Here is a 23,045-nt window from a genome sequence, read left to right on the forward strand (position 1 = left end):
CGCATGGCCGAGCCGTTGAAGCGCATGTCGAGGCAATGGTTGGCCAGCCCGCGCAGGCAGTATTCGCAAGCGCCGCAGGGCCGCGAGGGGTTCACCGCCACGCGGTCGCCCTCGGCCAACCCAGTCACGCCACTGCCAATCTCGGTGACGATGCCCGACACCTCGTGCCCCAACGCCATCGGCTCGCGCACCCGCACGGAGCCGAAACCACCGTGATGGTAATAGTGCAGATCCGAGCCGCAGATCCCGCCGTGGCTGATTGCGACGCGCACTTCGCCCGCTGCGGGGGCAGGGGCCGAGGCAATCTCGTCGACACGGAGGTCTTTTGGGGCATGAATGACGATGGCACGCATCACAGCACCGAGCTCATGCCGCCATCAGCGAAGATCAGCTGCCCCGAGACGTAGTTCGAGGCATCCGAGGCGAGGAAGATGGCGAGCCCGGCGAGCTCTTCGGGCTTGCCCCAGCGGCGCATCGGCGTGCGCCCCTTGACCCAGGCGTCGAAATCAGGGTTCGACACCAGCGCCTCGTTCATGTCGGTAAGCATGTAGCCAGGCGCGATGGCGTTCGATTGAATGCCCAACTCGCCCCATTCAGCGGCCATCGCCTTGGTCAGCATCTTGATGCCGCCCTTGGCCACCGTGTAGGGCGCGACGGTCGCGCGGGCGAGGTCAGAGGTCAGCGAGCCGATATTGATCACCTTTCCGGAGCCGCGCTGCGCCATGCGTTTTGCCGCCTCGCGGCCGATGACGAAGGCCGAGGTCAGGTTGACGTCGATGACCCGCTGCCAGTCGGCGGTGTCGAGCTCGAGCATCGGCTTGCGGAACTGGATCCCGGCGTTGTTCACCAGGATGTCGATCTCGAGCCCTTCAGCATCGAAGCGGTCGAAAGCGGTGCAGATGGCCGTCTCGTCGGTCACGTCGAAGCAAGCACCCTCGGCGGCGAAGCCAGCGGCGCGCATCTCGTCCACGGCCTGCGCAAGGCGGGCCTCGTTCGAACCGTTCAGCACCACCTTGGCACCACAAGCGGCCAGCCCCTCGGCCATGGCGCGGCCGAGGCCCCGCGACGAGCCGGTGATCAGCGCCGTGCGCCCGGTGAGGTCGAAAAGTTTCAGGCTCATGCGCTCACCTCCGAAACACGGGTGCTGAGATCGCCGCGCTCGAAGAAGGCCGGTACCAATTCGGTGCCGAGGCCGGGCCCTTCCATCGGGTAGACATAGCCGCCTTCGATGCGCGGAACCTCCGTGACGAGCTCGCGGTACCAGCCGTTGTAGAAGGCCCGGACCGACTCTTGGATCAGCGTGTTGGGCTGGCTGAACGACATGTGGATCGCGGCGACAAAACCCACCGGCCCGATGCAGTCATGCGGGGCGAAGGGCCGGTGGTAGGTGTCGGCCATGGCGGCGATCTTGCGGCCCTCGGTCAGCCCGCCGGTCCAGCACAGGTCTGCCATCACCACATGCGTGGCGTCGCGGTCCATGTATTCCTTATAGGCAAAGCGCGAGCCCAGCGTCTCCGAGGCGCAGGTCCAGACCGGCGTCGAGCGGGCGAATTCGGCCAGCGCCTGCGCGTTGTTCATGCGGATCGGGTCCTCAAACCAGCGCGGCGCATAGGGCTCGACCGCCCGCGCGATCTCTTTGGCCGTGGGCAGGTTCCACAGCGAATGCATCTCGAGCATGATCTCCATCTTGTCGCCGACCGCCTTGCGGATCAGTTCGAAGGGCTTGATCGCGGTCTTCATCTGCTCGGCTGTGATGTACATGCCTTTGTTCTCGATCCCGGCCGGATCGAAGGGCCAGATCTTCATCGCCGAGATGCCGTTTGACAGAAGATCCTCGGCGAGTTCATCAGCGCGATTCATGAAGGCGTCGAGATCCTCGTAGGGCGAGGGCTCGGCGTCGAGGTTCCAAGTGTCGACCGGTTTGATCTTATTGGTACGCACATAGCGAGTGCCGGCGCAGGTGTTGTAGACCCGGACCTTTTCCCAGCTCTGGCCGCCGAGCACCTTGTGGACGGGAAGGTCCGCGACCTTGCCAAAGATGTCCCAGAGCGCGATGTCCACGGCCGAGGCGGCGCGATATTCGACGCCGGTCGAAGCCTGCGCGTTGGGCAGGCTGACCATTTCCTTGTGCAGCAGTTCGATGTTCAGCGGGTCTTGACCCAGCAGCCGCACGGCAAGTGTGTTGTGTATATGGGCCTCGCAGGCCTCGGCTCCGTAGAAGGTCTCACCAAGCCCGGTGATGCCAGCGTCGGTCTCGATGTGAACCCAGAGCACGTTCGCAAATTCTTCCGCACGGAAGGTGCGGATCGCGGTGATTTTCATGATTTCCTCCAGACCCGGCGGGCCGAGCTGTCTCTCCGTGTCCCGCGCAGAGCGCATCGGCGTGATGCTTCCGTCGGGTTTCCCGGGACAAGGTGTAGACAGGCTGTTAGGGTATTATCAAGCTAAAATCCATTTTTGGTGTTATCAAAATCGTGAACCTGTATGAAAGGTTGGGAAATGAGCGCACAGGAGAAGGGTCTCGTAGATCGCGTCGTCGCAGACCTTCGGGCCTATATTCGCAAGGAAAACATGAAGGTTGGAGATGCTTTGCCGAGCGAGCAGGCACTGGCGACGCAGCTAGGCGTGTCGCGTACGGTGGCGCGCGAGGCGATGCGCGCACTGGCGGCGCTTGGAGTGCTGCAGCTCGGCAATGGGCGCCGCGCCCGCGTCGCCGCGATGAATGCCGACGCGATGTCGATTCTCCTCGATCACACGGTCTATACCGGGCAGCTCTCCATCCAGCAGGTGCTCGACGTGCGCCGCACGCTCGAACTTCGCACGGTCGGGCTCGCCGCGCTGCGCCGCACGGACGAACAGGCCAAGGAGCTTCTCGAGATCGTAGACCGGATGTTCACCGCACTGCGGACGGAGCCGACGCAGATCATGGAACTCGACATTCGGTTTCACACGCTGATCGCCCGAGCTTCTGGCAACGCGCTCTACGAGCTTCTGGTAGACAGCTACGGGGTGATCACGAGGCAGACTTGGTCGATCGGATGGCATGCACGCGCCACCGAGGCCAATCGCGAAGAGAACATTCGCTGCCACGAACGCATCGCCACCGCGATCATGATGCAGGACAGCACCAAGGCCGAAGCTGCCATGACCGAGCACTTCGAGACCGCGATTTCAGTGCTGATACGCGCAGGCGTAACCTGAAGCGCGACGTGAGCCCGGTCTTCCGGTCACTCGGTATCGAGGAGCCTGCCAACTCTTGGCGACCGCCCTTGTCTGACGTCAGGGCTTTCGCTTTCCTGGCTTAGGAACGGAGTGATGCCCGGATTGCGGTCCGGACATCCTTTCTCATTGGGCGTCAGCGCTTCAGGCGTGGCCGAAGGTGTTGAGCGCAGCCTCACGGACCTTTTGCATCTCGGTGGCAAGATCGACCCTGCGGGCAAGGACGGCGTAGACAATCGAGGAGACCGGCAGCCCGACGATGAACGACACGTCGACCCCGTGCATGCTTGCCGCGAGCGGGCCGGTGTAGATGGCCGAGCTGAAGAACGGGGTCATCGCGACGAAGCCGATGGCGTAGCTCGCAATGCCGATGCCACCCCACGCGCCGTACATTCCGCCGTCCGGGCGCATGATGTCCGTGATCGAACAGCGCCCGCGCCGCACGAGGTAATAGTCGGTCAGGTTCACCGCGGTCCACGGGATCAGGACGTAGCCGAGAATGGCGAGGTAGGCACCGCCCAACTCTTCAGAATTGACACATAATTATCCTTACGCGCCAACGAACAAATGTCGAACATTTGACTTGCCACGCCCCACTTTCGGCCTCTATTCACACGACAAGTCTCGGGCAGAAGCTAGCTCAATCTGCCTGAGGTTGAAATCTCCCCTTGCCGAGACTGGGCCCTATCGCCGACGGTGGAAGAAAGCAGAACACTGCTGCAGGCAAGACATCGAGCGACGGCATCACTGCGCTGGAGGAAGACATGTCAGCCGAATGGATGAACATTCAGATCATGGAATGCGAAGACGTGATCGGCCGCGCCGTCACCGTGTTCAGGCAATCTAATGGAACCCACCAACGCTATGTGCTGGGCAACGGGCGCAAGGTCGAGGCGAACGCGGACGGCACCTTCGTCATCCCAGAGACCGCCACGGAATTGCGGGTCATGGGCATCTAGCGCGGTCTGCAGCGCGGGCCTGGGGCAAGGCTAGGCAGCTGTCCTTTTCCGGGTTCGTGCTGCGAGTCCGCGCATGACCTGCTCGAAATCGCCCTCAGCAAAACGTGCGACCCCATTGTGGGCGGCGCAGACGGACTTCGTGCCGCGCCATCGCGCCCCAATTTCCTCGAGCCAGCGGCAGAACTTCTCTTCCGCACCGTCTTCGGCATTCATCGCCGCCCCTAGCGTGGGATGCAGGACGAGCCGCGGCACGTACCCGCGCAGAGCTCCTGGCACAGGAAGAACATTCAGCGTGTCGTCAACGTGCAGAGACCCGCTGGCCGGATGAAATGCCAGAAGCGAGCCCGCGTGCACCTTCTCATTTTCAGAGAAATACTGGATGCCCGCCGGCAGCGAAAACTGCAGGTCGCGAAAATACCGATCCGCCACCGCCGCGCTTTCCACGCGCTCGGTTTCCCAGGGCACCGAGGTACAGACACGATGGTGCCGCTCGGAGCCGTAGAACTTCGCGGTCGGAAAATCTCGTGCCATGGCAGCGCAGTGCAGCGTGTGGAACGGATGAAGATTGAGGACCGCTTCCACCATACTGCCATCCTGGGTCAGTCCCATGACGAGCTCGCGGATTTCGCCATTCAATGTGTAGCTGTCCAGAAACACGAAACGGCCGTTCTGCAGCCGAACGATCGAGACCTGCGTCCCGACGTTGACGATTCCGGCCACCTTCATGGTGCAACGGATATTCCAGAAACCGCTCCCGAGGTTCACCAACCGTCGAGTCAACGCTCTCTCCCTTTGAATTGGTGCGGCGATCTTTCGTAGCTTTTCCTCGCACCTAGGCCAATGACCTCGTTTGACCAGACCGGAAGAGTAAGTTCCGAGCGAGCCCAGCCGCGTTCACAGTCGTCATGGGTCGGGTGCCACCGTGCATGAGTGTGCCCTGCCACTCTCCCGAGGTCGGGCAACCTTCAGGTCCCGAAAACTGCGTTCACCTTCAGGTAGGCGATCACCGCGACTAGTGCCGAAGTGTAATTTGGCTTGGGCTCTGGAGAATAATCTGCGGTCTTCCCTTGTAGAGCTGGACCGTTCCAGACAGTGCGATAGTCTGGCCCTCAAGTGCGCGAACCTCTGAGAATTGCCTCGAATTACTCTTGAAGATCACACCATAGAACTCTTGATTGGGATACCGACCGCCGAAGTTTATGAAGATCGTCCCCCCACTGCTGACCGAAACCTGGCTAACAACACCTTCGACAGTAACTGAGCTTCCGACGTGGTGTGCTGAATCGCCGGGCGTTATAGTCTCAGCATGAGCTGACAGAGAAAGAAGAAGAACGAAGCCAATGGCCGAAATGATTTTACATGCGAAATTCATACTCAATTCCTACCTAGGCCGGAAGGCATAGGGCGTCGCTATGGCTTCCGAATGTACACTGATACATTCTGTATCTTCGGAAAGTTCCGCTCAAACAAGGAAAACATTCTGAATACTTCAGTCGCGCTATCTATGTCAGACCTCATCTTGAAGAGCGGCCAAAGATCTCCTGAGAAAGGTTCCCACCTATTTTTTCAATAGGATCGCGCAGCCTTCGGAGTTCCGTAGGAGTGCGCGGGACTGGATAGGTGAATTTTGGTGCTGCGCGAATTGGCTCTAAACAAGAGGTATTCTTAGAGATTGACCCACTTCATTCGACAGCGGTTGGTCCATACTACACCGTGTCTCGTGTTCGGCGCGAATGCTGTCATCTCGTGCGCACGACCCGCTTTTCAGCCCACGGAGGAGCGATCTTCATATCTTGCGTGATTGGGTAATTCATATGGTATTCAAAGTCGTCGTATCGACGATCATAAGCGCCCCACTCGCAGACATACTCTACTCGGTACCCTGCCAACTTCATGAGACCTTTGATCATCGCTCCGCCCTCGCGCTCGCTATTTGGCCGGCCACTCGCTGTTGCCGCCGGTCAGTACTTTTAGTTTGGCTGGAACAATTTTCTTAGCCCCGCGGAGGGATGTCGAGGTGGCACCGAAGACGACGTCGCTACCCCTCAGGATAGGTTTGCGGATCAAAGGCGCCATCTGGCTTGTGCGTGCTGAAGGGAAGATGCGGGAGCAGAACCGTATTGGACGGAAACACAAAACGCCGCGGACAGCCGAAGCACAACTCACTCATCGAGCAAGCTCCAAACCTGTTCAAGGGCTCTTCGTCAGTACCAGCAACGATCTAACACGATAGAAGCGCCCCAGCCTGGACGGTCGAGCCCGTCCTAGGGGTCCGCCTGGTTCGCCTCCACCCGCACCAGCACCGATTTCGACGCCGGTGTGTCGCTGCCATCGCCGAAGACCCCATGCGGCACCAGCGCGTTCATCTCGGGGTAGTAGCCAGCCAGGCAGCCGCGTGGGATGTCGTAGGGCACCACCCGGTAGCCCTCGAGCACCCGGACGATCCCGTCGTCGTGCAGCCCGCGCAGGGTGACCGTTGCACCGAGATCCAGCTTCAGCATCCGCGCATCGGCATGGTGCATGAAGACCACCCGGCGTTCGTTGAAGACGCCGCGATACCGGTCATCCATGGCATAGACCGTGGTGTTGTACTGGTCGTGCGACCGAAAGGTCTGCAGAACGAAGCAGCGCTCCTCGCGGCTGGCGCGCTGCCATTCCGTGGCCTCTGACAACGCGTGCCTGCCGAATTGTGCGCGGCCTGTCGGCGTTTGCCAGATGCGTTCCGCCGCGCGGTTGCGCAGGTGGAAGCCGCCGGGCTGGCGCACCTCGGCGTTGAAGTCGCCGAAGTCGGGAAGCACGCGGGCGATGCTGGCGCGGATCAAATCGTAATCCTCGGCCATCGCCGCCCAGTCCACCACCTCGGAGCCCACCGTTGCCGCAGCGATCCCAGCGACGATGCCGACCTCGGACTTCAGCGCCGGGCTGGCGGGCGGATTGAAGCCGCCCGAGCCATGCACCATGCTCATCGAATCCTCCACCGTCACGATCTGCCGTGCGCCTTGCGCATTGCGGTCGATCTCGGTGCGCCCAAGACAGGGCAGTAGGTAGGACTGCCGTCCGGTCAGCAAGTGGCTGTGGTTGAGCTTGGTGGCGATGCTGACCGTCAGCTCGAGCCGCTGCAGCGCCTCGGCGATCAGCGCGCTGTCGGGGGTGGCACGGGCGAAGTTGCCCCCCAGCGCGACGAAGGCCCTGGCCCGCCCATCGAGCATCGCCCCGATCGCCCCTAGCACGTTGTGGCCAGGCGCGCGCGGCATCGCCACGCCGAGTTCGCGCTCCATCGCGTCGAGGAAGTCGTCCGAGGGGCGCTCGTTGATCCCGACCGTGCGGTCGCCCTGCACGTTGGAATGGCCGCGCACCGGGCAGAGTCCGGCCCCGGGCCGTCCGATATTGCCGCGCAGGAACATCACGTTGACCATCTCGCGGATCGTCGCCACCGAGTGCCGGTGCTGGGTGATGCCCATCGCCCAGGTCAGGATCACCCGCTCCGAGGACATGTAGACCTCGGCGGCATGGCGGATCTCCTCGCGGCTCAGGCCGGACTGCTCGAGCACCTGCTCCCAGGGCGTCGCCACCACCTCGGCGCGCCAGGTCTCGAGCCCGTCGCAAAACTCCGCCAGGAAGGCATCGTCGAGCACCGGCGCGCGCCCTTCGGCACGGGCCAGATCATCCTCGGCAAAGATCTCCTTGGCCATGCCGCGGAACAGCGCCATGTCGCCGCCGAGCCGCGGGCTCAGGAAGTCAGTCGAGGTCGGCTTGCTGCCACCGCTCAGCATCTCGAGCTTGTCCTGCGGGTCGGCGAAGCGCTTCAGGCCTTTTTCCTTCAGCGTGTTGACCGCCACCACCCGCGCGCCGCGTGCCGTCGCGCGGCGCAGATCGGCCAGCATCCTCGGGTGGTTGGTGCCTGGGTTCTGCCCGACCACGAAGATCGCGTCGGCGAGCTCGAAATCCTCGAGCCGCACCGTGCCCTTGCCGATGCCGATGGCCGCGCTCAGTGCGACGCCGCTGGCCTCGTGGCACATGTTCGAGCAGTCGGGGAAGTTGTTGGTCCCGTAGAGCCGCACGAAGGTCTGATAGAGGAAGGCGGCCTCGTTGCTGGCCCGGCCGGAGGTGTAGAACTCGGCCTGATCCGGGTGCTCGAGGGCGCGCAGCGCCGCGCCGATGCCCTGGAAGGCGGTCTCCCAGCTCACCGCCTCGTAGCGGTCGGTTTCCGCGTTGTAGCGCATGGGCTCGGTCAGCCGGCCCTGGTGCTCGAGGTCATAATCGCTCCAGCTCCGCAACTCGCTTACGCTGTGCTCGGCAAAAAACTCCGGCGTCGCCCGCGCCCGTGTCGCCTCCCAGGCGACGGCCTTCACGCCGTTCTCGCAGAACTCGAAGGACGAGCGATGCTCCGGATCGCCCCAAGCGCAACCGGGGCAGTCGAACCCGTCTTCCTGGTTGGCGCGCAGCAGGGTCTGCGCCCCGCGCAGCGGCACGCCGCTGCCCATGAGGTGCTTGCCGACGCTCTTCAGCGCGCCCCAGCCGCCCGCCGCACGAGAGGGTTTTCCGGTGAAATCGTCCTTGGCCATGGTCAGGCTCCGTATCTTGTCTGGGAGGGGCTATCAGGCGCTTTGCGCGACAGCGAGGGTCAGTCGGTCCGGGTGGCTGAAGAGATCCGCCGCGCCGTTGCGGGCCGATCCAATCAGCGTGATTCCGGTGCTTTCGGCGAGGCGCAGCGCATGCGCGGTCGGAGCCGAGACCCCGATCAGGCAGCCGCAGCCGGCAATGGCGGTCTTCTGCACCAGCTCCATCGACAGGCGGCTGGTCATCACGATCGCCCCCCTGCCGGGGTCGATGCCCTGCCGCAGCAGCGCGCCGAGCAGCTTGTCGAGCGCATTGTGGCGGCCAACGTCCTCGCGCAGGCAGACCATGCCGTGCCCGGGCACGTAGAAGCCCGCCGCATGGGCGGCGCGCGTCGCTGCGTGCAGCACCTGCCCCTTGCGCAGCAGTTCCGGCGCGGTGAGCACCTCGTCGGCGCTGAGCCCGAGCGCCCGGAAGGGCACCTTGGGTAAGGGACGCATCGCCGCCTCGAGGCTTTCGATCCCGCAGAGCCCGCAGCCGACCGGACCGAGGCCCGAGCGCCGGCGGGCGGTCAGCGCGACGGAGCGGTCCTGCTGCAGCCAGATGCGCGCCTCGACCCCGCCTGCGGCGGCGTCATGTGGCACGATCTCGATCTCGCGCACATCCGTTGGACCGGTGATGATCCCTTCGGACAGGGCGAAACCCAGGGCGAAATCCTCGAGATCGCTCGGGCTGGTCATCAACACCGCCTGGGTCGCGCCGTCGAAGACCATGGCGACGGGCGTCTCTTCGATCAGCGCGCGGCGCGCGGACTGCGGGCTGCCGGGGGTAAGACGCAGGCTCGGTCGGCTTGTATGTGTCGGTCGCACGGGACTCTTTCCAAGGCGTGGCGCGGCGGGAGGGGCCGCATCGGGAGGCATGCTGCGAAGCAGCATCACCTCTCCTATGGCCTGGATTTTAATAGGTAATCAATTTCGTTATTCCGTTTATCGATTGAGATATTCAATCACAACGGATCCCTTTCTGCCTGGCCCCACCTATGTCCGGCAGGCAGACGTGCCGTCCCGACGGCGTCTCTTCCACCGTCAGCGGCACGCCGTAGATCTGGGTCAATCGCGCCGGAGTCAGAACCTCGGCCGCCGGCCCTGACGCCAGCATCCGCCCGCCCGACATCGCCAGCACCCGTGCCGAGAGCGCGAGCGCCTGATCGGGGTCATGCGTCGAGAGGATGACCCCACGGGTGCGCCCGAGGTCAGCAATTCGCTCCAGCACCACAAGGCGGTTGCCGAAGTCGAGGCTGGCGGTCGGCTCATCCATGACGATGAGCGGCGCCTCCTGCGCCAGCGCGCGGGCGATCAGCACCAGCTGCCGCTGTCCACCGGAGAGACGTTCGTAGTCCCGCCCCGCCAATTCGGCGATGCCGAGCCGCTCGAGCGCGTCGAGGGCGATTTCGCGATCCTGCCGAGAGGGTTGACCAAAAGCCCCGATCCGCGCGGTGCGCCCCATCAGCACGACCTCGAGCACCTCGAAGGGAAACGGCGGGGTATGCGCCTGCGGAACACAAGCGACCGCCCGCGCAATCTCGCGCCGAGACAGCCGCGCGATGTCCCGGACATCAAGCTCCAGCGTGCCGCCAAGCCGCGGCAGCAGCCCCAGCAGCGTCTTGAAAAGCGTGGTCTTGCCGCAACCATTCGGCCCGAGCAGACAGATCACCTCTTGCGCGCCAAGGGCCAGCGACAGGCCCTCGCCGATCCGCTGCCCGCCATGCCCGATGGCAAGGCCGCGCGCCTCGAGCCTCATGTCCAACCCCTGCGTCCGCTGGAGAGCAGCCAGACGAAGACCGGCGCGCCGATCACCGCCGTCAGGATGCCGAGCGGCACCTCGGTCGGCGCGATGGTCCGCGCCGCGGTGTCGACCAACAGCATGTAACCCGCTCCGATCAGCGCCGAGGTCGGAAGCAGCCGCCCGAAGCCCGGTCCGACCAGCATCCGCGCTATGTGCGGGATGACCAGGCCGACCCAGCCGACCACCCCGGCGACCGCTGTCACCGACGCCGTCACCAGCGTCGCCGCGCAGATCGCCAGCGCCCTTGTTCGGCCCGCCTCGACGCCGAGCGCGCGGGCCTCCTCATCGCCCATCGACAGCACGTTGACCCGCCAGCGCAACAGGATCAGCGGCACGAGGCCAATCAGCACCGCCGGAAGCGCCGGCGTGATGTCGGCGGCGGTTACAGACGCCAGCGAGCCGAGCAGCCAGAAGGTTATCGCGGGCAACTGGTCGTAGGGATCGGCCAGCACCTTCAACAGCGAAGTGGCCGCCCCCGCCAGCGCACCGATGACAACACCCGTCAACACCAGCGTCAGCACCCGGTCCGCCCCGCGCACAGCCGCGGCAACGGCCATGACCAGCGCGACGGCGAGCAGCCCTCCGGCAAAGGCCGAAAGCTGGATGAGCGCGACCGGCAGCGCCAGGAAGATCCCCGCCACCGCGCCAAGCCCAGCTCCGGCGGAGACGCCGAGAATATCTGGCGAGACCAGCGGGTTGCGGAAAAGCGCCTGGTAGGTGGCCCCAGCCGAAGCGAGCGCTGCGCCGACCAGGCAAGCCCCCGCGACGCGCGGCAGGCGGATATTCCAGACCACGATCGACGCCTGCTCGCCGCCGCGCCCGATCAGCGCCGAGACAACCTGTCCGGACGTTAGCCCGACCGGGCCGATAAGCAGCGCGACGAAAGCCAGCAGAAGCAGCACCGCACCCAATGCTGTGGTCAGTCCGATGCGGCTCATGCGGGGCTCATTGCGGCGGTCGCCCCTCGGCCCATTCGAGCAGCCGGTCGAGCAGCCGGTCGAGCTCGGCGTCATCGAGATCGACCTGGTACCATGCCTTGTAGAAGGCCGCGGTGTCCTCGCGCAGATCGCCACCCTAGCGCTCGGGGTAGAACAGGCGGGCCATCCAGCGCAGCCCCATCATGCGATTGAGCGAGGGCGGCCGGTCGATCCAGCCGAAGGGTGCGGTGGGCGACAGATAGACCTGCCCTGCCCTCACCGCCGCCACCCCGCGCCAGACCGGATCGCTCCAGACTCGATCGTAGAACTGCGGATCCCATGTCACCACGACCTCGGGATCGGCGACGATGATCTGCTCGGGCGAGGCCTGTACCAGCCCGCGCGTGCGCCCGCCGTCGTCGGCGACGTTCACGCCCCCCGCCCGCTCGATGAATTCGGTGTTGATCGAGCCCTTCATGCCGGTCTCGAGCCCATCTGGCCCCCGCGCCAGGTAGGTGCGCGGTCGCTGCGCCTCGGGCACCTCGGCCAGGATCGCGTCGAGCCGGGCAAAGGTCGCCTCGGCATCGCGGGCCAGCATCTCGCCTCGCTCCGGCACACCGAGCACCTCGCCCAGTAGGCGCAGCGCCTCAGGGGTGTTCTCGAAGCGCCCGTCGATGAGCACGTAGGGGATGCCGGTCTGCGCCTGCACCCGGTCGGCAAGGTCGATATAGGTGTCGCGCACCGAGCCGAAATCGAGGATCAGGTCAGGCGCGATCTCGAGCAGCCGCTCGAGGTTGACCTCGCCGCCGCGCCCGGTGAGCCGCCCGGTTTCGGGCAGGTCGCGATAGGGTTCGGCGATATAGTCGCGCTCCTCGGGACGCAGCGCACGGGGCCAGCCGGTCAGCGTCTCGGGCGCCACCACATAGACCAGAACCGAGGCCGGCGGGCCGGCGGCGAAGACCGTCTCGATCCGCTCGGGCAGCTCCACGACGCGGCCGGCGCTATCGGTCACGCTGCGCGCAAGTGCGGGCGACGCTGCGAGGCAGGCGAACAGGAAGGCCCTGAGGATCATTGGCTCACTCCCCGACCATGCCCGGCGCGTCGAAGCCGTAGCTTGCAAGCACGCGCTGACCATCGGGCGACAGGATGTGGAATGCCAGATCCCAGGCCGAGGGCGGCGCATCCTCGAGCACGATCAGGCCATAGTCGGCACCAACCGAGAGCGCTTGCGGCACCGTCACGACTTGCAGCTCTGGAAGCTCGCGCTGCGCCAGCACCGCATTGGTGCAATAGGTCAGGAAAAGATCGGCCCGGTCGTTTTCCATCATCCAGGCGTAGGTGTTACGCCCTTCCGGGGCCGCCTCGCTCTCTGGTCCACCGGTCAGCTGCAGCGCCTTGCTTTCCAACTCGGCTCGCGCGCCGGGACGGAGCTCATCAGCCTTGCCGAAGAGCTGCCAGGCATAGTCCCCGGACGGATCAGCCCCCGGTGTCGAGGTGCCGAGACGGGTGGTCTGCGCCAGCATCACGTCAAGCAGGGTATCGCCGGAGACCTCCAGTCCGGGCCGCGCAAGGCCGCAGAGGCGATTGCGGGCGAACAGCACCACCGGCCCGCCCCTGCCGGCCTCCGCGAGGGCTTCCGGATGCGCCATGTTGGCCGAGGCAAAGACATGCGCGGACGCGCCGTCTTCGATCGACTGGCGCATGAGCCCCGAAGGCCCGAAAGTCGTCTCGACAGCTGAGCTGACCCCATCGAGTGGTCCGGGTTAAATGCTAATGCATCGTCGGCCTTCGATCTATGGGGATGAAGACCTCGGGTGCCGGCGCCCGATACCCGAGGGCACTATGCGGGCGCTCCATGTTGTAGTGTTTTCGCCATCTTTCGATGAGGATTTGCGCCTCCCTCAACGAGTAGAAGACCTCGCCATTCAGCAGCTCGTCCCGGAAGCGCGCATTGAAGCTCTCGCAATAGCCGTTCTCCCAGGGTGACCCCGGCTCGATGTAGGCGGTCTTCGCCCCCACCAGCTCGATCCAGTCGCGCACCTTCTGCGCGACGAACTCCGGGCCGTTGTCGGACCGGATGAACTGCGGCGGGCCGCGCTGGATGAAGAGGTCCGTCAGCGCGTCCAGAACATCGGTGGAGTTCAGCCGTCTGTCGACACGGATCATTAACGCCTCCCGCGTATATTCATCGAGGATGTTGAGCGTCCGGTAGGCTCGGCCGTCACTGGTCCGGTCCTGCACGAAGTCGTAGGACCAGACGTGATTGGGGTGCTCGGGCTTCAGCCGCACGCAAGAGCCGTCGTTCAGCCAGAGCCGGCCGCGCTTCTTCTGCTTGTGTGGGACCTTGAGCCCTTCGCGCCGCCAAATGCGCGCCACCCGCTTATGGTTCACCTGCCAGCCGGCACGCCGCAGCAGCACGGCGACCCGGCGGTAGCCGTAGCGGCCATACTCCCGGGCCAGTTCGATGACGTCGGCGGTCAGCCGCGCCTCGTCTTCCCGGCCCTGGGGCGGCTTGCGCTGCGTGGAGCGGTGCTGGCCGAGCACCCGGCAGGCGCGGCGTTCGGAGATGCAGAGTGTCTCGCACACATGCTCCACGCACTCCCGGCGGCGCGAAGGGCTTAGAAGTTTCCCCGTGCAGCCTCAGTCAGGATCAGCTTCTCGAGCGTCAGGTCAGATACCGCCCGCCGCAGCCTCAGGTTCTCCTTCTCGAGGTCCTTCAGCCGCGACAACTGTGCCCGGTTCATCCCGCCATACTGCTTCCGCCACCGGTAGAACGTATGCTGCGATATCCCGATCTGCCGCACCGCATCGGCCATCGACAGGCCCTGGCCGTGCAGCACCTCGACCTGGCGCAGCTTGGTGACAATGTCTTCCGGCTTCTCTCGCTTTCCAGCCATTCCGTAGTCCTCCTGTTCGCCGAAATCCTATCCGATTTCACGCTTCGTGGGTGGACCACTTCAAAGGGGCTGGCTCACCGAGGCAGCGCCAAGGTCGCTCCGACTGGATGCGACTGCTGTCCCACGCGTGCCGAAAGGCCATCCGCAAGATGCTGAGCAGCGAGTTGAACGTCCTCTTTCGTCTGCGCAGCACATCGACGGACACTTCCTGCACCTCTTCGCGCGATGAGTATGGCATAAAGCCAAAACGTGGCGGCGTTTCGATCACCTGTTTGGCGAGAGCGAGTACGTCAGTTGCGTCAAAGTCTTCGAGGGGCAGATGCGCAAAGCTCGGAACCAAATGGTAGTTGATAAGGATAAGGTTGTTGTAATGGCCGCCAGGAGAGCGCGCCAAGCGAGTCCAGTCTGTGTAGTCGCGAAGAGCATGGCCCACCGTGTAAACATCCCCGATGGGGCATATGCTGATTTCTCGGGTCCTGCCGGTTGGCTTCGGTTCATTCGAGATTCTCTGCACATCAGCCTGTGCGAACCACGCGAAGGCACGCTCCACAGCAAGAGCAAAGGTAACCTGCCCGCGTCCAAGGTTTAAGGCGGGTCCTAAACATTTTTGAATGTAGCGCTTGTCCTTGGTCAGAATACGAGCAGTCCAGTTGCAGGTCCGGCCGTCCGGCCGATGAATCCCAAGGCGTCTACATTTGAGAAGAGAATGCCAATATGGCGTATCTCGATACCGCAGGCCGGCGATTGCCCCTTCGTCGGCAAACGGACACTCTTTGATCGCTGCGCGGGCCATATACTGAATATGCTCTGATGAGTTCAGAGAAGACGTCATGCGAAGCCTCCTTTGGCCATCTGTCAGCCAAAGAAATCCTACGCAGCTTTGGCACCACCGTCTCTCCCGAAAACGACAAATTTGCCGGCCAGTTTCGGCAAAGGAGCGGACTTCTTCATCACTTTGAAGAGAGATTCTCCTGCTCTTCGGCGCGCCGCAAGCCCTCCGAAAAAGCCACTTCCTCCACGCGCTCAAGAAAAAAACTCCGCGCCTTTTCGGTAAGTCCGTACCGGCTGATGTAGTCCGTCACTACGTCGCCCAAAGACACAGTTTTCGTCATCATGGCACTCCTTTCTCTCGGCACATCATACAAATGAATTGCTGAATGAAAGGTTAAGGCTGCGCCTCAATGCGTCGCCCCGCGAACACCGGGACTACCGAATGCCTGCCTAAGGCCTTCGAGGCCAAGCTCGTCGAGCTCCAGAACTGACTTACGTAGAATAGAAAGTCAGACTTTGCGGTCCGGCGTGAATTCACGACCTGAGCCAGACAAATCAGCGCCATCCCAGGAAGCCTGAGAGCCCCATGGCAAAGCAAAATGCTTAGCCATGAAATCGGGTCTGCCACATCTTTATCCTAGGACGGCGCAGCGCAGTTCTACCAGCCCGCGCTCCATCAACTCCTCGGCTCCGGCCCTGTCCGAGGCCTCGACGTAGAGCCGCAGTTCCGGCGCGTTGCCCGAGGGGCGCACATGGACGATGCGGCCATCGGGCAGCGTCATGCGCACACCGTCGGTGAGATCGCAGGCGGCCTCCGCGGCGCTGAGCTGCGACAGGAACTCCGCCCGCGCGCCGGCATCCTCGCGCAGCTTCGCCACGAAGGGCTGCGAGGCCTCTTGCGGCACCTCCTGCAGCCGGTCGGCCATGGTGACCACCGGCGGCTCGGCGGCGACGCGGGCCGAGACCGGGCCCTTCCCGGCGGCGATCAGCACCGTGATCAGCGGCAGCATGCAATCGCGCGTGGGCAGCGGCGCCAGAGTGCCGTCGGGCCCGGCGGCCTCGAACCCCAGCAGAAAGCCGCCGTTGGCCTCATAGCCCACCACCTTGCCGCCCAGCTCTTCCATACCGGCGATGACGAAGGGCGAGCCGATGCGGGTGGTCAGCACCTTGCCAAAGCCCTTGCGGGTGACGCCGGAGTTCGAAGAGATCGGGGTGACTACGGCCTCCGCCCCCAGCGCTTCGGCGGTGATCTGGCCCATGATGTCGCCGGGCACGATTGTGCCGGTCTCATCGGCCAGCAGCGGCCGGTCGCTGTCGCCATCGGTCGACACCAGCGCGTCGAGCCCATGCTCGGCGACCCAGGCCTTGATCTGCGCGCGGGTCTCGGGGTCCACCGCCTCGGTGTCGACGGGGATGAAATGCTCGGAGCGGCCCAGTTCCAGGACCTCGGCGCCGAGGCCTTCCAGCATCGCCCGCAGATCGTCGCGGCCGACGGCGGAATGGGCATAAAGGCCGATGCGCTTGCCCGCCAGCGCCGTGCTCCCGAGCGTGCCGGTGTAGCGCGCGACGAAACGGGCGGCGGCCTGCGGGTCCTGCTCCAGCGTGCCTTCCGCGCTGCCCGCCGGGCGCCCGAGCGCCGCCGAGATCGCCGCCTCGTCGGCCTTGGTGATCTCGCCGGAGCGGGTGTAGAACTTCAGCCCGTTGCGGTCGGCGGGGATGTGACTGCCGGTGACCATGATCGCCCCGGCGCCCATCTCCAGCGCGGCCAGCGCCAGCGCCGGGGTCGGCAGCGCGCCGCAGTCGATCACCCGCAGCCCTTCGGCGCGGGCGGCAGCGATGATGTCACCGGCGATGCGCGGGCTGGAGGGGCGCAGGTCCTGCCCGACGCAGAGCGTGCCGCCGTGATCGCAGGCGCTGGCAAAGGCGCGCACGTGATCCGCCACCAGCTCGCGCGTCAACTCTACCACCAGGCCGCGCAGGCCGCTGGTTCCAAATTTGGCTGCCATCTTCAACCTCTCCATGTCCGATGCCCGGCAGCCAGGGGCCGCGCCTCAGCCTACCTTGGCGATCTCGTCGAGCGCGCGCAGCTTGGCCAGCAGGCCGCCCAACTGATCGATCGGCACCATATTGGGACCGTCCGAGGGGGCGTTGTCTGGATCCTCATGGGTTTCAATGAAGACCGCGGCGCAGCCGACGGCGACGGCGGCACGGGCCAGCGTCGGCACGAACTGCCGCTGGCCGCCCGAGGAACTGCCCTGCCCGCCCGGCAGCTGCACCGAATGGGTCGCGTCAAAGACCACCGGGTAGCCGGTCTCCGCCATGATCGGCAGGCTGCGCATGTCCGAGACCAGCATATTGTAGCCAAAGCTCGCGCCGCGCTCGCAGAGCAGCAAGCGCTCGTTGCCGGTGCTGGCGATCTTGGCGGCCACATTGGCCATGTCCCAGGGCGCGAGGAACTGGCCCTTCTTGACGTTGATCGCCGCCCCGGTCTCGCCTGCGGCCAGCAGCAGATCGGTCTGGCGCGACAGGAACGCGGGGATCTGCAGGATGTCCACCGCCTGCGCCACCGCGGCGCATTGCTCGGCGGTGTGGATGTCGGTGAGCACCGGCACGCCGAACTCGGCGCCGATCTGCGACAGGATCGTGAGGCCCGCCTCCATGCCGAGCCCGCGCTTGCCCGAGAGCGACGAGCGGTTGGCCTTGTCGAAACTGCCCTTGAACACCCAAGGCGTGCGCGCGGCCTCGGCGACGGCGGCGATCTTTTCGGCCAGCATGCGCGCGTGATCGAGGCTTTCGAGCTGGCAGGGCCCGGCGATCAGCGCCAGCGGCGCGTCATTGGCAAAGGTGACGTCTTTGACCGTTACGGGTTTCATGCGATGCCTTCCTTTTGCAGCACGGCCTCGATGCGGGCCACGTCGACGGGGTTGTTGAGCTCCCAGAACACCCGGCCGCGCGCCTCGACCGCAACGCAGGTGACCGGCGTGCCGTTCTCCAAAAACCGCAGCTGCTCGAGTCCCTCGGCGCGCTCCAGCGGACCCTCGGGCCAGGTGGCGTAACGGGCCAGCGCGTCGGGGCGATAGCCGTAGACCCCCACATGATGCCAAACCTCGGGCGGGGTTTCGAGGTTGCCCACATAGGGCAGCACTTCTTTGGAGAAATAGAGCGCCGTGCCATCGCTGCGCATCACCGCGGTGGTGCCCCCCACCCGGCCCGCGTGACGGTCCGAGACGAAATTGGCCAGCGTCTCGGGATCGGTCTTCAGCACCGGGGTGGCCATTTCGACCGCCGGGTTCTGCATGGCCTCGATCAGCGCCTCGATGAACCACGGCGGGGTCAGCGGCGCGTCGCCCTGCAGGTTGATGATGATGTCCGGCGCCTTCTCCAGCTGCGCCACGCCCTCGGCGCAGCGTTCGGTGCCGTTGCGCGCCGTCTCCGAGGTCATCAGCACCTCGGCGCCAAAGCCGCGCGCCGCCTCGGCGATGCGGTCATCATCGGTCAGCACATAAACCGCCGAGACACCTTTGACGCTCTGCGCCGCGTCCCAGGCGCGCTCGATCAGCGATTTCTTCTCGCCATTGGCGCCGGTCAGCTCGACCAGCGGTTTACCAGGGTAACGCGACGAGGCGTAGCGGGCGGGGATGAAGATGACAGCGCTCATGGCCGCGCCCCGGCGCAGCGCAGTTGTACGGAAAAGACCGCCCGGAGGGCGGCGGAGTAAGATTGACGCATCGGGACCACCCGCCTCGAGAAATTTCCTGCTGGATAGCCCGGGCGCAGGCGGCGGATCAACCGAAACCGCCGTTTGAGTTGCTTTGCGGGATGATGCGGCCGCAAGTCATGAGCTCAGCAGCGCCTCAAGATAGGCACCATAGCCGTTCTTGCGGAATTTTTCGGCGCGTGCCGCCAGCGCTGCGCGGTCGAGCCAGCCCATCTGGAAGGCGATCTCATCGGGGCTGCCCACCTGCTGGCCCTGGCGCTCGGTGAGCGTGCGCACGAAGTTGCCCGCGTCCAGCAGAGAGCCATGCGTGCCGGTGTCGAGCCAAGCATAGCCGCGGCCCATGCGCTTCACGTCGAGCGCGCCCTCGTGCAGATACATCTCCAGAAGCGTGGTGATCTCCAACTCGCCGCGCGGCGAGGGCTGCACCTGACGCGCCCGCTCGGGGGCCGTGCCGTCGAGGAAGTAGAGCCCGGTCACCGCGTAGTTCGACGGCGGCACCGCGGGTTTTTCGATGATCGAGGTGGCGCGGAAATCCTCGTCGAAATCCACCACGCCGTAGCGCTCGGGATCAGCCACGTGATAGCCGAAGACCGTGCCGCCGCTCTCTCGCGCATCGGCCTCGGCCATCATGTCCGGCAGCCCGTGGCCGAAGAAGATATTGTCGCCCAGCACCAGCGCCGAGGGCGCGCCATCAAGGAAGTCTTCGGCCAGCAGATAGGCCTGCGCCAGCCCGTCGGGGCTGGGCTGCACCACATAGGTCAGCGAAATGCCCCATTGGCTGCCATCGCCCAGCGTGCGCTGGAACTGCGCCTGATCCTGCGGCGTGGTGATCAGGCAGATCTCGCGGATCCCGGCCAGCATCAGAACGCTCAGCGGATAGTAGATCATCGGCTTGTCATAGACCGGCAGCAGCTGTTTCGACACGCCGATGGTGATCGGATAGAGCCGCGTGCCCGAGCCGCCGGCGAGAATGATGCCCTTGCGTTGCTGTGCCATGTTTACCCCTTCCCCAGCCGCTGCCCGACGCCGTGCCGCGCCTGCAGCGGGCGCCACCAAGCCTCGTTGTTGAGATACCATTCCACGGTCTTCTCGAGGCCCTCCTCGACCGTCACCGAGGGGCGCCAGCCCAGCTCGTCCCTGATGCGGCTCGGGTCGATCGCGTAACGCGCATCATGGCCCGGGCGGTCGGTGACGAAGCAAATCTGATCGGCGTAGGAGCCGCTCTCCTTCGGGCGTTTGCTATCAAGAATGGCGCAGAGCGTTTTCACCAGCTCGAGGTTGCTGCGCTCGTTCTCGCCGCCGATGTTGTAGCTGCGCCCCAGCGCGCCCTTCTCCACCACCAGCAGCAGCGCGTCGGCGTGATCCTCGACGTAGAGCCAGTCGCGGATGTTCTCGCCCGTGCCGTAGATCGGCAGCGGCTTTCCGGCCAGCGCGTTCAGGATCACCACCGGAATGAGTTTTTCCGGGAAATGATAGGGTCCGTAGTTGTTGCTGCAGTTGGTCAGCACCACCGGCAGCCCGTAGGTCTCGTGCCAGGCGCGCACCAGATGGTCCGAGCTGGCCTTGGAGGCCGAATAGGGCGAGCGCGGATCATAGGGCGTGTCTTCGGTGAACTGGACCTCCGAGTCGGCGGGCAGCGAGCCGAAGACCTCATCGGTGGAAATATGGTGGAATCGGAAGCTCTCGGGCTTGCCCTGCTGGGTCCAATAGGCCCGCGCGGCTTCCAGCATATTGAAGGTGCCGGTGATATTGGTCTCGATGAAATCGCCCGGCCCGTCGATCGAGCGGTCGACATGGCTCTCGGCGGCGAGATGCATCACCGCGTCGGGGGTGTGCGCCGCAAACACCCGGTCGAGCGCCGCGCGGTCGCGGATGTCGGCCTGCTCGAAGGCATAGGCCGGGCTGTCGGCGGCTTCGGCCACGTTGTCGAGGCATGCGGCATAGGTCAGCGCGTCGAGGTTCACCACCTCATGACCGCGCGCCACCGCCAGCCGCACCACGGCCGATCCGATGAAGCCGGCGCCGCCGGTGATCAGCAGTTTCATCTGGGTCTTATCCTTCAAAGGTGAACGGGCTGTTGAAATCCTTCAGGAAGGGCGCGGCGGCGTCCTTCTCCGACAGCACAGCGTCCGAAAGGTCCACGCCCCAGTCGATGCCGATGTCCGGATCGTCGAAGCGCACCGCACCGTCGCACTCGGGGGCGTAGTAATCGGTGCATTTGTAGATGATCTCGGTGTCCGGCTCGAGCGTGGTAAAGCCGTGCAGAAAGCCTGCCGGGATCATCAGCTGACGGCCGTTCTCGAAGCTCAGCTCCTCGCCGACCCATTGGCCATAGGTGGGCGAGCCTTTGCGGATGTCGACGGCGACATCGAAGAGCCGACCCTTGCCGCAGCGCACCAGCTTGGCCTGCGCATGCGGCGGCGCTTGAAAATGCAGCCCGCGCACGGTGCCCACTTTAGCCGACAACGAGTGGTTGTCCTGCACGAACGCGATGTCGATGCCCGCCTCGGCGAAGGCCTTGCGGCTGTAGCTTTCAGAAAAAAATCCGCGGTGGTCGCCGAACCGGCGCGGGGTCAGAACCATAACGCCCTGCAGTTTCGTCGGTTCGATTTTCACCCGTCGCGCCCTTCAAATCAGAAAACACCGAGTGACTAACACAACTCCGATCCTGTTTCCCGTACCGCTCCCAACAAAATGAACAGCGTGTCTTCTTGGCATGTTCAGAAAAGTCTCCCCACTAACCTCCAACGGAAACATGCACATTCGCGCTGGCTCGCGCTCCATCGCACGGCCATTACTGCAAGGTTCGAGAAGCGTCTTAGGTAGGCAGGCTGCTCATTGAGCTGGTGAGCAAACAAAAGATCGACGGCGTCTATGTCGTACAGCATTTCACTTAGCAGGCTGCTGAAAAACTCCGGTCTCGACGCGCATCGAGGAACATGATTCATCGCCACCATGGTATGACGGAGGTGGCGATGCGCGGATCGGACGAGGTGACGGGGTCACTGTTCAGCTATATCGATCTTGAGGAGCGCATCCCGTCCCGGCATCCGCTGCGCAAGATCAGATCCGTCGTCAACGATGCCCTGCGTTCACTGGATGCCGAGTTCGATCGACTTTATGCGGGTGAAGGCCGTCCTTCCATTGCGCCGGAACGCTTGATCCGCGCCAGCCTGTTGCAAATCCTCTACTCAATACGATCCGAGCGGCAGCTCGTGGAGCAGATGGACTACAACTTGCTGTTCCGGTGGTTCGTAGGCCTCGGAATAGATGACGCGGTGTGGGTCCCCACGGTGTTCACGAAGAACCGCGACCGGCTGCTGAGCACGGACATGTCCCGCAAGATCATGGCCGCCATCCTGGCGCATCGCGAGGTCGCGCCGCTGCTGTCCGACGATCATTTCTCGGTCGACGGAACGCTGGTGAAGGCCTGGGCATCCATGAAGAGCTTCCAGCCGAAGGACAGTGCGATGCCCGACCGGGACGACGATCCGGGTGATCCGCCAGATGACCGTGTATCGCCAACATCGTCTCCTGACCAATCCACTGCCGAGCCCAAACCCATGCCCCGTCCCGCGCGCCGCAGCCGCAATGCCGAAGTCGATTTTCGTGGCGAACGTCGGTCGAACGCGACGCACGCGTCGATGACTGATCCCGAGGCCCGGCTGTTCAAGAAGTCGCCCGGCGCTGGCGCGGTGCTATGCTTCATGGGGCATAGCCTGATGGAGAACCGTTCCGGCCTGATCGTGCAGGCCGACCTCACGCAAGCTGACGGGCACGCCGAGCGCCGTGCCGCCATCGACATGCTCCATCGGCACTCGCCCGGATCGACGCGGCGTCTGACCCTGGCAGCGGATCGTGGCTACGACAGCGCCGACTTCGTCGCCGAACTGCGCCAGATGGTGGTGACGCCGCATGTCGCCCAGAAGTCCCGCCATTCTGCCATCGACGGTCTGACCACCCGACATCCCGGCTATGCCAAATCCCAGCGATGCCGAAAGAAGATCGAGGAACCCTTCGGCTGGGCCAAGACCGTCGGCGGCCTGACACAGACCATGTATCGCGGCATAGAGCGCGTGCGCGCCCGCTTTACGCTGACAATGGCGGCCTGCAATCTCGCAAGGCTGCCGAAACTGCTGGCGGCCTGACCGGGGAAGCCGCA

Annotated in this window: 22 protein-coding genes and 1 pseudogene; 3 read left to right on the plus strand and 20 right to left on the minus strand. The window is 64.5% G+C overall.

The features are described from left to right. The 3 genes from LC039_RS19735 to LC039_RS19745 all read right to left on the minus strand — a co-directional run. Nucleotides 1-353, minus strand: a 353-nt coding sequence (locus LC039_RS19735) for an alcohol dehydrogenase catalytic domain-containing protein (RefSeq protein ID WP_226627638.1), incomplete at its 3' end; no start/stop codon positions are given. Then, the gene (locus LC039_RS19740; RefSeq protein ID WP_226627639.1) at nt 353-1,120 is read right to left on the minus strand and encodes an SDR family oxidoreductase; all 768 of its coding nucleotides are present in this window, start codon (nt 1,118-1,120) and stop codon (nt 353-355) included. The genes LC039_RS19735 and LC039_RS19740, both read right to left, overlap by 1 nt. After that, on the minus strand, nt 1,117-2,322 hold the full coding sequence (locus tag LC039_RS19745) for a mandelate racemase/muconate lactonizing enzyme family protein (RefSeq protein ID WP_226627641.1): 1,206 nt from the start codon (nt 2,320-2,322) through the stop codon (nt 1,117-1,119). The genes LC039_RS19740 and LC039_RS19745 overlap by 4 nt, the downstream gene beginning before the upstream one ends. Before the next feature lie 177 nt (nt 2,323-2,499). Here LC039_RS19745 and LC039_RS19750 point away from each other — a divergent pair, with 177 nt between their 5' ends. Continuing rightward, nucleotides 2,500-3,201, plus strand: a complete 702-nt coding sequence (locus LC039_RS19750; protein WP_066108998.1) for a FadR/GntR family transcriptional regulator — start codon at nt 2,500-2,502, stop codon at nt 3,199-3,201. A gap of 162 nt (nt 3,202-3,363) precedes the next feature. Here the strand turns inward: LC039_RS19750 and LC039_RS19755 are convergent, their stop codons facing one another. Next, nucleotides 3,364-3,741, minus strand: a complete 378-nt coding sequence (locus LC039_RS19755; RefSeq protein WP_226627642.1) for a cytosine permease — start codon at nt 3,739-3,741, stop codon at nt 3,364-3,366. A 242-nt stretch (nt 3,742-3,983) separates the two neighbouring features. Between LC039_RS19755 and LC039_RS19760 the strand changes: the two genes are divergently transcribed. Continuing rightward, the gene (locus tag LC039_RS19760; protein WP_226627644.1) at nt 3,984-4,178 is read left to right on the plus strand and encodes an MHC class I heavy chain; all 195 of its coding nucleotides are present in this window, start codon (nt 3,984-3,986) and stop codon (nt 4,176-4,178) included. A gap of 30 nt (nt 4,179-4,208) precedes the next feature. Here LC039_RS19760 and LC039_RS19765 read toward each other — a convergent pair whose 3' ends face one another. The 16 genes and pseudogenes from LC039_RS19765 to rfbC all read right to left on the minus strand — a co-directional run bounded on the left by LC039_RS19765 (nt 4,209) and on the right by rfbC (nt 21,499). Beyond that, nucleotides 4,209-4,904: a hypothetical protein gene (locus LC039_RS19765; RefSeq protein WP_226627646.1), complete on the minus strand. Its 696-nt coding sequence runs from the start codon at nt 4,902-4,904 to the stop codon at nt 4,209-4,211. Between the two features lie 1,538 nt (nt 4,905-6,442). Then, the gene (locus LC039_RS19770) at nt 6,443-8,743 is read right to left on the minus strand and encodes an FdhF/YdeP family oxidoreductase (protein ID WP_226627647.1); all 2,301 of its coding nucleotides are present in this window, start codon (nt 8,741-8,743) and stop codon (nt 6,443-6,445) included. A gap of 33 nt (nt 8,744-8,776) precedes the next feature. After that, nucleotides 8,777-9,604: a formate dehydrogenase accessory sulfurtransferase FdhD gene (gene fdhD, locus LC039_RS19775; RefSeq protein ID WP_226627649.1), complete on the minus strand. Its 828-nt coding sequence runs from the start codon at nt 9,602-9,604 to the stop codon at nt 8,777-8,779. Between the two features lie 133 nt (nt 9,605-9,737). Continuing rightward, on the minus strand, nt 9,738-10,535 hold the full coding sequence (locus LC039_RS19780; protein ID WP_226627651.1) for an ABC transporter ATP-binding protein: 798 nt from the start codon (nt 10,533-10,535) through the stop codon (nt 9,738-9,740). Then, the gene (locus LC039_RS19785; RefSeq protein WP_226627652.1) at nt 10,532-11,518 is read right to left on the minus strand and encodes a FecCD family ABC transporter permease; all 987 of its coding nucleotides are present in this window, start codon (nt 11,516-11,518) and stop codon (nt 10,532-10,534) included. The genes LC039_RS19780 and LC039_RS19785 overlap by 4 nt, the downstream gene beginning before the upstream one ends. Nucleotides 11,519-11,654: 136 nt before the next feature. Beyond that, on the minus strand, nt 11,655-12,569 hold the full coding sequence (locus tag LC039_RS19790; RefSeq protein WP_226627654.1) for an iron ABC transporter substrate-binding protein: 915 nt from the start codon (nt 12,567-12,569) through the stop codon (nt 11,655-11,657). A gap of 4 nt (nt 12,570-12,573) precedes the next feature. Next, nucleotides 12,574-13,227, minus strand: a pseudogene (locus tag LC039_RS19795) (molybdate ABC transporter substrate-binding protein); the annotation flags it as partial. A 40-nt stretch (nt 13,228-13,267) separates the two neighbouring features. Then, a protein-coding gene (locus tag LC039_RS19800; RefSeq protein ID WP_226627657.1) for an IS3 family transposase occupies nt 13,268-14,394 on the minus strand; the annotation gives its coding sequence in 2 pieces (ribosomal slippage) (nt 13,268-14,130 and nt 14,130-14,394; 1,128 coding nt in all). A gap of 37 nt (nt 14,395-14,431) precedes the next feature. Next, on the minus strand, nt 14,432-15,226 hold the full coding sequence (locus LC039_RS19805) for a hypothetical protein (protein ID WP_226627658.1): 795 nt from the start codon (nt 15,224-15,226) through the stop codon (nt 14,432-14,434). 118 nt (nt 15,227-15,344) lie between these two features. Then, complete coding sequence (locus LC039_RS19810) at nt 15,345-15,506, minus strand: hypothetical protein (protein ID WP_226627660.1); 162 nt, start codon at nt 15,504-15,506, stop codon at nt 15,345-15,347. 291 nt (nt 15,507-15,797) lie between these two features. Next, entirely contained in the window at nt 15,798-17,171 is a 1,374-nt protein-coding gene (locus LC039_RS19815; protein WP_226627661.1) for a phosphomannomutase, read from the minus strand. Between the two features lie 45 nt (nt 17,172-17,216). Continuing rightward, nucleotides 17,217-18,038, minus strand: coding sequence for a 3-deoxy-8-phosphooctulonate synthase (kdsA, locus tag LC039_RS19820; RefSeq protein WP_226627663.1), 822 nt, complete (start codon nt 18,036-18,038; stop codon nt 17,217-17,219). Beyond that, entirely contained in the window at nt 18,035-18,823 is a 789-nt protein-coding gene (locus LC039_RS19825) for a 3-deoxy-manno-octulosonate cytidylyltransferase (RefSeq protein WP_226627665.1), read from the minus strand. Before LC039_RS19825 ends, kdsA begins: the two co-directional genes overlap by 4 nt. A gap of 177 nt (nt 18,824-19,000) precedes the next feature. Beyond that, nucleotides 19,001-19,879, minus strand: a complete 879-nt coding sequence (rfbA, locus tag LC039_RS19830) for a glucose-1-phosphate thymidylyltransferase RfbA (RefSeq protein ID WP_226627666.1) — start codon at nt 19,877-19,879, stop codon at nt 19,001-19,003. Nucleotides 19,880-19,881: 2 nt separating this feature from the next. After that, nucleotides 19,882-20,928: a dTDP-glucose 4,6-dehydratase gene (gene rfbB, locus LC039_RS19835; RefSeq protein WP_226627668.1), complete on the minus strand. Its 1,047-nt coding sequence runs from the start codon at nt 20,926-20,928 to the stop codon at nt 19,882-19,884. Between the two features lie 7 nt (nt 20,929-20,935). Further along, on the minus strand, nt 20,936-21,499 hold the full coding sequence (rfbC, locus tag LC039_RS19840) for a dTDP-4-dehydrorhamnose 3,5-epimerase (RefSeq protein WP_226627670.1): 564 nt from the start codon (nt 21,497-21,499) through the stop codon (nt 20,936-20,938). 359 nt (nt 21,500-21,858) lie between these two features. Between rfbC and LC039_RS19845 the strand changes: the two genes are divergently transcribed. Continuing rightward, nucleotides 21,859-23,031: an IS5 family transposase gene (locus LC039_RS19845; protein WP_226627913.1), complete on the plus strand. Its 1,173-nt coding sequence runs from the start codon at nt 21,859-21,861 to the stop codon at nt 23,029-23,031. The last annotated feature ends 14 nt before the right edge of the window (nt 23,032-23,045 follow it).

The organism is Alloyangia pacifica (assembly GCF_020524285.1).
GTDB classification, from domain to species: domain Bacteria; phylum Pseudomonadota; class Alphaproteobacteria; order Rhodobacterales; family Rhodobacteraceae; genus Salipiger; species Salipiger pacificus_B.